The sequence below is a fragment of the Fluviicola sp. genome, assembly GCF_030151805.1.
GTDB lineage: Bacteria > Bacteroidota > Bacteroidia > Flavobacteriales_D > Crocinitomicaceae > Fluviicola.
This window is the reverse complement of the sequence record NZ_JASLCN010000110.1, coordinates 1-11,608: the sequence shown is the minus strand read 5'-3', so window position 1 is coordinate 11,608 and position 11,608 is coordinate 1. Positions and strand designations below refer to the sequence as shown.

Here is an 11,608-nt window from a genome sequence, read left to right as displayed (position 1 = left end):
GATGTACTTGGTATTGACAGCGCTACTGGCGTTGAACGTATCAACACAGATCCTGGACGCTTTTGTCGCAATTGAAGAAAATATCCAGAAGGCAAATGTTGCCCAAATGGAGCGTGGTGATGGATTTAAGTCAGCAGTAGACGAAGAATTAAGCACTACACCAAAAAATGCTGAAAACCAGGCGAAGCGTGATAAGCTTCAAAAGATTATTAAGCAAATGGATGACGTAAACAAATTATCAGACGTAATCTTGAAAAGTATCGACAAAATCAAGTTGGATATTTTAAAGAAGTCTGGTGAGGAAATCACGGCATACAAAAAGGATAGCGAAGAACATATCCTTTGGGAAAAAGAAGGTTTTTGTAAACCGATTCGTATGCACTTAGCTGCTGTTCAGGCAAAAGATCAATACGATATCCCAATGCACGAAATTATCGGTGAAGACATCAAAACTCCTACAGGTTCCGGAAAGAAATTGTGGGCTGACTTCAACCAATACCGTGCTGACCTGGTAAAAACAGTTGGTTCTTACAATGACGGAGGAAAGAACTTCACGATCACTCCAACTGCGATTAACACGTTTAAAACGAATGCTGATTTGGTGAAATCTGTTCAACAAATGATCCAAAAAAGCAACGTGAATCACCGAGATGATGATCAGGTATTACAAGATATGTATATCAACCTGACGAAACCAGAGCGTATGAAAGTTCACGATATGGATGGAGTACATTGGATCGGTGCAACATTTGATCACTCTCCGTTGGTAGCAGCGTTGGCATCTTTGTCATCAATGCAACAGGATATCTTGTCTGCAAGAGCTTTGGCTTTGGCTCACTTGAAATCAAAAGTATCAACAGGAGAATACTCATTCAACAAAATCGTTGGTTTGGCTTATGGTCCATCCATTGCTAACACAGGTGATGAAGTTGAATTGAAAGTAATGATGGCTGCATTTGACTCAGATAACCAACCGGAAGTAACTGGTCCTGGAGCAATCACTGTTGAAGGTGGTCAGGGAACATTGAAAGCGAAGGTTTCCGGTGGAGCTGAAATGGTGTTGAACGGTACTGTATCTATCAAGAACAAATCAGGAGTGAAGAAAACTGAAAACTGGACTCATACAATCAAGATTATGAAGCCACAAGGAACAGTTTCCCTTCCGGAATTGAATGTACTTTACAAAGGATATAACAATATCGTAGAAGGTGTTGCTTCTGGTTACGATCAGACAATCTTAAACGGTAACGGTGTATCTTTAACGAAATCAGGTAACGGTTATATCGGTCGTGTAAATGGTGCAGGAAGAACTGCTACGATTTCAATCTCTGGTAAAAACTCTGTAACAAACAAAACGGTTTCTTTAGGAACATTTACATTCCGTGTAATGAACCTTCCTCCTCCATCATTGTTCTTCGGAGCGACTGAAGATGGTGGTAAAGCTTCTAAAGCAGAAACTCGTTTGTTTGCGCGTTACTCTGATAGCCCGTTGAAAGCTGAATTCTCGGTTCAAACCTGGGAGTTGAACGTTGCTGGTGCACCACGTCCTGCTAAAGGAAGTGGTAACACATTGAATGCAGACGGAATCAGTTTGTTGAAACAATCAAAACCAGGATCTACTATCAGCTTTATGACGCAAGTTAAAGGGCCGGATGGTATCCTACGTAAGAAAAGTGGTGTATTCACCATTTAATGAAGAATAATAAATAATAGAGTGTCAATCATGAAACGTTTAGTTCTATTAAGTACCTTGTTTGCTGGGTCGTTTTTAACGAATGCACAGGAAATCAATGGTGGGCCAGTGAATGTCCCTCAGGCGGATGTTGTTGACGGGGTGTACATCACAGAACACATTCCTACAAAACGAATGATTCCGTATGAGTTTGTTCGTGAAGCTGATGTAGTCTGGAGTCATCGTGTTTGGCGAATGATTGACATGCGTGAGAAAATGAATCACCCGATTTATTTACCGTTTGATTACCACACGCCATCCGGACAGTATGTGAGAAATACAAGCCGTTGGTCTCTATGGACAATCTTGCGTCACCATGTCGTTAATGGAGATTTGAAGGTGTTCTCACCATACAACCCATATCAGTATGACATGTTGGATGGTGATCAGTTCAAGTATCCGGTTGTACCGGAAGCGGGAAAGAACTATTATACAGATTCTTTATTCCGTGACAAAGTATTCTATTATTTAGGTAAACTTGGTCCACAAAGTGACGTTCCGTTGACAAACGAATACGGTGATCCGATCGAAATTACGCTTCCGGATGGAACAATTACATTCAAATATCCGCCAGCGGATACCATGTGGATTGATTCAGAGCAAATCGTACAGTACCGTTTAAAAGAAGACTGGTTCTTCGATAAAGAAAGATCTGTATTGGATGTGCGTATTTTGGGAATTGCTCCTGTAGTTTATAAGGAGGAAACTTCTCCTACAGGTGGAAAAACGATTACCGGAATGGAAGAGAAATTTTGGTTGTACTTCCCTCATTGCCGTTATATCTTAGCTAACTACTTTGTGTATAACGAAAAGAATGATGCGCAGTGGCAAAGTTTCGATGACTTGTTCTGGCAACGTCGCTTTACAAGTACGATCTACCGTGAAAGTAACGTATTCGATCGTGAGATCGACAGTTACAAAACGGGTGTAGACGCACTGATGGAGTCTGAGAAGATTACAGAAGAAATCAGAAATTTCGAACATGATGTTTGGAACTTCTAATTGAATCAAAAGAATAAAGAAAACCCCGGTCCCGTATATACGAGATCGGGGTTTTGTTTATAACTGGTTGGTTAACAGCTGTAACAAAAGCAAGGGTTTGGCGCTATGGAATAAACCCAAGCCATGAAATATACCTTTATTACCTTTTTTGCCTGTGCAAATTTTGCCCATGCCCAATGTGAGAGTGATTTTATCACTCCAACTTCGATTATGGATGGTCCATATGTGAAAGAAAACATCCTTACGAAAAAAACTATTCCCTATGAATATGTGCGGGAAGCCGATGTCGTCTGGAGCAAGCGCGTCTGGCGGGAGATTGATCTGAGAGAAAAGATCAATCATCCCTTGTATTATCCGCTTGATCATCATACACCATCGGGGCAATACGTCAGAAATACAAATTGCTGGTCGCTTTGGACCATTATGCGCCATCACATCATGAATGGTGAGTTAAAGATCTTTTCACCTTATAATCCTTATCAGTATACGGTTTTGGATGGTGATCAATTCAAGTATCCGGTTGCTCCGAAACCCGGAGGAAATTACTGTAATGATTCATTATTCAGAGATAACGTGTTCTATTATCTGGGAAAATTAGGGCCTGAACCTGAACGGCCTTATTCAACCATTTATGGGGATGATTCAGTTGCAGTTATTAACGGGGTTTCACAACTTGTTTATCCACCACGTGATACGACCTGGATCGATTCGGAACACATTGTGAAGTATTTGCTAAAGGAAGATTGGTTTTTCGACAAAGAACGATCCGTTATGGATGTACGGATTATGGGAATTGCTCCGGTTGTCTATAAAGAAGAAACTTCTCCGGATGGAAAAACAATGATTTCCGGCCTGGAAACGAAATTCTGGATTTATTTCCCGCATTTTCGTTATCTGTTGACAAATTATTACGTGTACAATGATAAAAACGATGCACAGTGGATGAGTTACGACGACTTATTTTGGAAACGAAGATTCTCAAGTACGGTTTACAAAGAAAGCAACGTCTTTGACCGTTCGATTGACAGTTATAGAACCGGAGTGGATGCTTTGTTGGAATCTGCTGATATCATTGAAGGCATCCAGACTTTTGAACAGGATGTGTGGAATTTTTGATGATACATGAACTTATTAAGAAGCCCGGGAAGTGAGTCGTCCCGGGTTTTGTTTTTTTGAGCTATTTAGGATATAAAAAGTGAGTTAATAAATATGTACCAGGGTAATTGGTTGCAATATGGCAAATTGGCAAAATGGCGTTTGAGATGCAAAATAGCTAGTGGTCACCAATTAAAATTGGATTGAGAAAGATTCTTCCCCTGGAATTTTTCGGGTTGATGTGTTACTATTTGAAAGAATGACATTCGATAGGTATAACCTTAAAAATTTAAATCATGGCAGGTGGAAAAGAAACTCCCAGACAGAAGATGATTGGTATGATGTATTTGGTACTGACCGCGATTCTGGCATTGAATGTGTCGCAGACAATTCTGGATGCATTTGTAGCAATTGAGGAAAATACCCAGAAATCGAATATTACTCAAGTGGATAGAGGAAATGAATTGATTTCGGAAATTTCCGGTGAAATTGCAACTACGAGAGGAAATGAAAACAGGGTAAAACTTCAAAAATTGAAAAGAGTTTTGTCGCAAATGAAGGAAGTAGATGTTCTGACAGCAAAACTGGTTCAGGAAATTGACCAGGTAAAACTCGAAATTCTGAAGGAATCGGGAGAAAATGTGGAACAATACAAGCCCGACGATAAAAAAACAATTTTGTGGCAAAAGGGGAAAGATTGCGCACCGATCCGTATGAATTTAATGGCTATAGATGCAAAAGATGAGTATGATGTGCCGATGTACGTGATTATCGGAGATGATATCAAAGAACCAACCGGGAAAGGAATAAAAATATGGAATGATTACAATAATTTTCGTTCCAAACTGGTTCAGACAGTGGGAACTTACAAGGAAGGTGAGAAATCGTTTTCGATCAATCCGAAAGCCATTAATGATTTCAAAGATATTTCTGATCTGAAAAAGAAAGTAGAGCAAATGTTGAAATCATCAAAAGCAAACCTGCGGGATGATGAAGCCATTCTTTCAGCACTTTATGTGGATTTGACGAAGCCGGAACGGGTGGATCAAAATGATATGGAAGGAGTGCATTGGATCGGACGAACTTTTGATCATTCTCCTTTGGTCGCAGCATTGGCGTCGCTTTCCTCTTTACAACAAGATATTCTTTCGGCGCGGGCTTTGGCTTTGGCACATTTGAAAACAAAGGTTGGGATAGGGGAATTCTCCTTTAACAGTATTGTTGGATTGGCTTATGGCCCTGCAGTTGCAAATATGGGAGATGATGTGGAATTGAACGTCATGATGGCTGCATTTGATTCAGACAATCAACCTACAGTTACTTATAACGGAACATCTTTTAAAGGAACGGGAGGAAAAGGTGTAATCAAAGCGAAAGCCGGATCGGGAAGCGAAATGGTTCTGAACGGAACGGTTTCAATTAAAAATAAAGCTGGATTGATGAAGACCGAAAACTGGTCGCATACGGTCAAAATTATGCGGCCGCAAGGAACGGTTTCGCTTCCTCAGTTGAATGTGTTGTACAAAGGCTATGAAAACAAGATTGAAGGAGTTGCTTCCGGATATGACCAGACAGTGCTGATCGGAAACGGAGTGAGTTTGACGAAAAGCGGAAACCAACATATCGCGAAAGTGACCACTAGTGGTAAATCTGCAACAATTGATGTGTTTGGAGTGAATTCCGTAACGAAAAAACGGGTGAAATTAGGAACTTTCTCCTTCCGTGTCATGAGGCTTCCGGATCCCGAATTCTTTTTCGGATTAGTGGAAACAGGAGGCAAAATTCCTACGGGAGAATCGAGGTTGTTTGCGCGATATAAGAATAGTCCGCTGGATGCGAAATTTGATGTTTTAAGTTGGGAATTGAGTACGAGCACTGCTCCAAGACCCGAAAAAGGAAAAGGGAATCAACTTTCGGCAGAAGGTTTGAGATTGATCAAACAAGCCAGATCAGGAAGTTTCATTAACTTGAGATTGGAGTATATGGGACCGGATAAAACGCACCAATGGAAAACAATTGCCTTTGTCGTGTAATTATTTGGGGAGAAACGAGTCAGGTGAAAGGATCTGGCTCGTTTTGATTTTCCCAAATTTTGTTGAACTTCTAAATTTGAGATTTCAAGATTAAAGGCTCTTTTTTACAATATGGTAATATTGTCCAAATGAGTTTGTTGTCGGAAAACAGGCTATTTTAATCGTCTTTTTCCTTCTTTCCATTTTTCAACTTCACTGAAATAGTAATCCAAGGTTTCCTGATTTAGTCTTAGAATATCATAATGGATTTGATATTCACAATAAATAACCCCGGCACGTTTCAAATAATCAAGATGCTTAGTAACCATTGAATGACTTAAATTGAGGTATCCTGACAAATCTATGTTTCGAACAAAAGTGTAATCTACCAGTAAGTCTATGATTCTCGAGTGAGCCGGGTGACTGACGGCCTTACTTACAGCATCGAATTTCAGTTCATTTTTGGAATAGTTGTTTGGTTTAATTAAGCCCATTTTCTGTCGTTTCTTATTTAATTTAGTTTAAAACATCATTTCATGCAATAACAGAATTGTTAAAAAGAAAGGAATTTGAAGGAATTACTAATCACAATTTTACTTTCCAAATAGTACCTTTGCACATGCTTGTTTTGGAAAAGTTGGGAGTGCATTTCCCACAAGGGTATTTATTTGAAGATTGTTCTGCACAGGTCAATCAGGGAGATAGAATTGGTTTGGTTGGTAAAAACGGAGCGGGGAAATCTACCTTGCTGCGCCTCATTGCACAAACGGAGAAACCAACGGACGGACAAATTCACCGTCAGAAAGGATTGGAAGTAGGATTTTTAACGCAGGACATTGTCATAGATACCAAACAAACGGTATTCGAATATTTGTTCTTCTCGAACGGGCAACTGAACGATCTGAGAACGAAAATTGATGATGTCAACAAACAAATCACCACACGGGAAGATTACGATTCCGAGTCTTATCTTGAATTGCTGAATGAGTTGAACGCGGCGAATGATCTGTTCAATATCCACGAAGGATTCCAGTGGGAAGAAAAGATAGCCTCTGTTTTGGACGGATTGGGTTTCCACAAGGACGATTTTGAAAAACCGTTGGAATCGTTCTCCGGAGGATGGAAAATGAGGGCCGAATTGGCTAAGATATTGGTTAACCGTCCGAATTTGTTATTGCTGGATGAGCCGACCAACCACTTGGATATCGTTTCGATTCAGTGGCTGGAAAATTACCTGACCAAGTTCGACGGAGCCGTAATTGTTATTTCTCACGACCGTTTGTTCCTGGATAATGTGACCAACAGAACCTGGGAAATTTCCTTCGGGAAGATCCTGGATTTTCCGTATGCATATTCGAAGTACAAGGAATTAAGAGCCGAGGAGTTGGAGCGTTTGGTGGATGCGAAAAAACAGCAGGATAAAGAAATTAAGCAAACCCAGGAGCTCATTGATAAATTCAGGGCCAAGAAAAATAAGGCAGCTTTTGCGCAATCCCTGATCAAGAAACTGGATCGGACGGAACGGATCGAAGTAGAAAACGACATGGTCGCGAAAATGAATATTTTCTTCCCCTTGAATGTTCAACCCGGAAAATGGGTACTGGAAATGGAACATTTGGGTAAGAGTTATGGAAACAGAAACTTATTCAAAGATATTTCGATCACTGTCGGAAGAGGAGAGAAAATTGCGCTTTTAGGACCAAACGGAGTCGGGAAATCGACTTTGTTTAAATGTCTGACGAAAGAAATTGATTTTGAAGGAAAAGTAGAATACGGACACAATGTCAAGATTACTTATTTCGCGCAGGATCAGGCGGAACGCTTGAATAAAAATCTGAGCGTTTACGAAACAGTTGATTTGGTGGCATCCGGTGATGTGCGCAAAGACCTGAGATCCATTTTAGGAGCGTTCTTGTTTTCGGGAGAAGACATTGATAAGAAAGTCGGCGTTTTGTCGGGAGGAGAAAGAACCAGGCTGGCTTTGTGTCAGTTGTTGTTGAGTCCGTCGAACGTGTTGATTCTCGATGAGCCGACAAACCATTTGGATATTCAAAGTAAACAGGTTTTGAAAAAGGCCTTGTTGCAATACGAAGGAACATTTTTGATTGTATCTCACGACCGGGAATTTTTGGATGGATTGACCAACCGAATTTGGGATATTGAGAATCAAACATTGAAAATTCACCATTTTGGCGTGTATGAATACCTTCAGCGGAAATTAAAAACGGAAGTTGCTTCTGCACCGGTAAAAGCGGAAAACAAAACCTTGGTTGCTGCTGAAACTTCGGATACGAGTGTGAAAACACAATCCAACGAAGAGCGAAAAGAGCTGAAACGAAAGAAGAACCAGCTTCAGAATAAGGTCAGACAACACGAAGAACGCATTCAGGAACTGGAGAATGAAGTGAAAAAGCTGGAAGACGAATTGGCAACGATGGATTTTTCGGATTCCGCGAAAACAACACCGGTTTTGAAAGCGTTTGAAGAAGCAAAGTCCAAATTGGATTACTATTCGGAATTATGGTTGGAAGCAACGGAAGAATTGGAAAATATACTGGATTAAGACATTAAGACATTAAGACATTAAGACATTAAGACATTAAGATTCAGTACTAAATTCAAGTCCTAAAATTAAAAAAAGATGAAAGGATTATTAGATAAAATGCGGGTTTCGTTTGATAATCCGGTTCAGTATCAATTGGTTTTGGATCACGAGACTCAGATTTTAATGAACGACTTGATCGGACGTGAAATCCAGTTGAACTGGACAGGAAGAATCATTTGTTCGAACTGCGGAAAACAAACGAAAAACTCATTTGGACAAGGATTTTGTTTTAAGTGCTTCCAGTCTGCTCCGCAAGCGGCTCCGTGTATTATCAATCCGGAATTGTGCCGGGCACATTTGGGTGAAGGAAGAGATGTGGAATGGGAAGAAAAACACCACAATCAACCGCATGTTGTCTATTTGGCTGCTTCGGATTCAGTGAAAGTAGGAGTCACGCGCCTGGAGCAAAAAATAACCCGGTGGATTGATCAGGGAGCGGCACAGGCAATTGTTCTGGCTGAAACAGCAAATCGTTACGAAGCCGGATTGATTGAAGTGGCATTGAAATCGGTGATGACAGATAAAACCAACTGGCAGCGAATGCTGAAAAATGAAATCCGTGAAGACATTGATTTGTTGGATGAAAAAGGCCGTGTAGAAGATTTACTTCCCTTTGATTTACGTGATTTTGTCAGCATGGACGACACGATTACAGAATTGAATTACCCGGTGGAAAAATATCCCCTGAAAGTGAAAAGTGTAAGTTTCGATAAAACACCGGTTGTGCGCGGAAAGCTAGTCGGAATCAAAGGTCAGTACCTGATTTTTGAAGACGAAAGCGTGATCAATCTCCGGAAACACACCAGCTATGAAATCGAGTTTGCGCATCAATAAGTTTTGAACTTTTGGATGTTGTAATTATGCTCGTTAATTTCTGTCAAAAAAAGAATCAGTTCTTCTGAATTCTATTAATTTTAATACTTGTAAAAAATCTATCAATCATGTTCGATAAAAACGAATTTAATAAGTACGCAACGAAGCATGTAGGGATCTCCAGCATGCACCTGGAAAGCTACATCGAATCTTCATTAACACCATATATTATTGAAGAACGTCATTTAAATATGACACAAATGGACGTGTTTTCGCGTTTGATGATGGACCGTATCATTTTCCTTGGAACAGGAATCAATGATCAGGTTGCAAACATTATCAATGCTCAATTGTTGTTTTTGGAATCAGTTGACGCGAAAAAAGACATTCAAATTTATTTGAATTCTCCGGGAGGATCTGTTTATGCAGGTTTGGGAATTTACGATACGATGCAATACATCAAGCCGGATGTAGCAACAATCTGTACGGGAATGGCAGCTTCTATGGGAGCAGTTCTGATGTGTGCAGGAGCAGAAGGAAAACGTTCTGCATTGAAGCATGCGCGTGTAATGATTCACCAACCGCTTGGAGGTGCTCAGGGACAAGCTTCTGATATCGAAATCACAGCTCGTGAAATTCAAAAATTGAAGAAAGAGCTGTACGATATTATTGCAACGCATTCAAAACAAACGTATGAAAAAGTGTGGGCAGATTCAGACCGTGATTACTGGATGACAGCTGCTGAAGCTAAGGAATACGGAATGGTAGACGAGGTATTGCTTCGCAACCCAAAATAGTCTAACTTTGCACAATATTATCTAAGTCATCTCGATTACATAATTGGGATGACTTTTTTGTCGATAAAAAGTAGAATATGTCAAAAAAAGAAACTTCTTGCTCGTTTTGCGGAAGACCGCGAAGCCAAGTTGGTTTATTAATCGCCGGATTGTCCGGTCATATATGTGATCATTGTATCACACAGGCAAAAACAATCATTGAAGAAGATCAGTCAACGAAAGTTTCTCCTGAAACTGCTCCTGTGAATGTGTTGAAACCAGCAGATATCAAAGAGCGTTTGGATGAATATGTGATTGGCCAGGATGACGCGAAAAAAACGCTTTCAGTAGCTGTTTACAACCACTATAAACGTTTACATCAAACCAAAATCGAAGACGTTGAGATTGAAAAATCAAATGTGATTTTGGTAGGAAGAACCGGAACCGGGAAAACCTTACTGGCAAAAACCATTGCCAAAATGTTGAACGTTCCTTTCTGTATTGCCGATGCAACTGTTCTGACCGAAGCGGGGTATGTAGGGGAAGATGTGGAAAGCATTCTTTCGCGCTTGCTACAGGCTGCAGATTACAACGTTCAGGCTGCACAGCATGGAATTGTATTCATTGATGAGATTGATAAAATTGCACGAAAAAGCGATAATCCGTCCATCACGCGTGATGTTTCCGGAGAAGGAGTCCAACAGGCTTTGTTGAAATTACTGGAAGGCTCTACGGTAAATGTTCCGCCGCAGGGAGGAAGAAAACACCCGGAACAAAAAATGATTTCCATCGATACGAAAAATATTTTGTTCGTTTGCGGTGGTGCTTTTGATGGAATTGAACGCATTATTGCAAGTCGTGTGAACAGACAAACTATCGGATTCGGTTCTCAGGTTACTGAAAAAGTAGACGAGGATAATTTCCTGAAGTATATCACACCGACAGACGTAAAATCATACGGATTGATTCCGGAATTGATCGGTCGTTTCCCGGTATTGACTTACCTGGAGCCATTGGATGCGAAAAGCTTGAAAAGAATCATTACAGAACCTAAAAACGCAATTATCAAACAATATATGCGATTGTTCGAAATTGATGGAATTCGTTTGAAGTTTGATGCGGAAGTTTTGGACTTTATCGTAGAGAAAGCAATCGAGTTCAAATTAGGAGCTCGTGGTTTGCGTTCGATCTGTGAAGCAATTTTGATTGATGCGATGTATGAGCTTCCTTCAAAAGACGAAAAAGAGTTCAGAGTCGACCTGGAATATGCAAAAGCTCAATTCTCTAAAAGTAAAGTTGCGCGTTTGAAAGTGGCTTAAAGAATTGAAAAGATACAGGATCCCTCTTTGTGAAAACGAAGGGGGATTTTTGCTCTCCCCTTGAGGGGAGATAAAGAGGGGTGGAATAGTTAACCTGAAAATTGCCACCCTCCTTAGTCCTCCCTCAAGGGAGGAAACCATTTAATTCACTTTAAACGAGCAATACTTAATCACCGATCCTTTTGCAGTGAAAAGTTGTTCGTAATGCGTTTTGATGTGTAGAATGTCGCGAATTGTCGGATCGAGATCTTCTG

9 protein-coding genes are annotated in these 11,608 nt (G+C 40.4%); 8 read left to right on the top strand and 1 reads right to left on the bottom strand.

Features of this window, described 5'->3' with window-relative positions; all coding sequences use genetic code 11:
• From Q1V93_RS04290 to Q1V93_RS04275, 4 genes are all read left to right on the top strand, one after another.
• Positions 1-1,693: GldM family protein (locus Q1V93_RS04290; protein ID WP_300661944.1), on the top strand; the 1,693-nt coding region annotated here is incomplete at its 5' end.
• Positions 1,694-1,723: 30 nt separating this feature from the next.
• Positions 1,724-2,734 carry a gliding motility protein GldN gene (gene gldN / locus Q1V93_RS04285; protein ID WP_300661941.1) on the top strand — a complete coding sequence of 337 codons (1,011 nt, stop codon included), beginning with the start codon at positions 1,724-1,726 and terminating at the stop codon, positions 2,732-2,734.
• A gap of 123 nt (positions 2,735-2,857) precedes the next feature.
• Positions 2,858-3,850, top strand: a complete 993-nt coding sequence (gene gldN, locus Q1V93_RS04280) for a gliding motility protein GldN (RefSeq protein WP_300661939.1) — start codon at positions 2,858-2,860, stop codon at positions 3,848-3,850.
• A gap of 275 nt (positions 3,851-4,125) precedes the next feature.
• On the top strand, positions 4,126-5,862 hold the full coding sequence (locus Q1V93_RS04275) for a GldM family protein (RefSeq protein WP_300661936.1): 1,737 nt from the start codon (positions 4,126-4,128) through the stop codon (positions 5,860-5,862).
• Between the two features lie 152 nt (positions 5,863-6,014).
• Here the strand turns inward: Q1V93_RS04275 and Q1V93_RS04270 are convergent, their stop codons facing one another.
• Entirely contained in the window at positions 6,015-6,335 is a 321-nt protein-coding gene (locus tag Q1V93_RS04270) for a helix-turn-helix transcriptional regulator (protein ID WP_300661933.1), read from the bottom strand.
• Positions 6,336-6,460: 125 nt separating this feature from the next.
• Here Q1V93_RS04270 and Q1V93_RS04265 point away from each other — a divergent pair, with 125 nt between their 5' ends.
• The 4 genes from Q1V93_RS04265 (at position 6,461) to clpX (ending at position 11,354) form a co-directional block, all read left to right on the top strand.
• Positions 6,461-8,404, top strand: a complete 1,944-nt coding sequence (locus Q1V93_RS04265) for an ATP-binding cassette domain-containing protein (RefSeq protein WP_300661930.1) — start codon at positions 6,461-6,463, stop codon at positions 8,402-8,404.
• 78 nt (positions 8,405-8,482) lie between these two features.
• Positions 8,483-9,280, top strand: a complete 798-nt coding sequence (locus Q1V93_RS04260) for a DUF2797 domain-containing protein (protein ID WP_300661927.1) — start codon at positions 8,483-8,485, stop codon at positions 9,278-9,280.
• Positions 9,281-9,387: 107 nt separating this feature from the next.
• Positions 9,388-10,056, top strand: a complete 669-nt coding sequence (clpP, locus tag Q1V93_RS04255) for an ATP-dependent Clp endopeptidase proteolytic subunit ClpP (RefSeq protein ID WP_300661924.1) — start codon at positions 9,388-9,390, stop codon at positions 10,054-10,056.
• Between the two features lie 77 nt (positions 10,057-10,133).
• Positions 10,134-11,354, top strand: a complete 1,221-nt coding sequence (clpX, locus tag Q1V93_RS04250) for an ATP-dependent Clp protease ATP-binding subunit ClpX (RefSeq protein ID WP_300661921.1) — start codon at positions 10,134-10,136, stop codon at positions 11,352-11,354.
• Positions 11,355-11,608 lie beyond the last annotated feature (254 nt).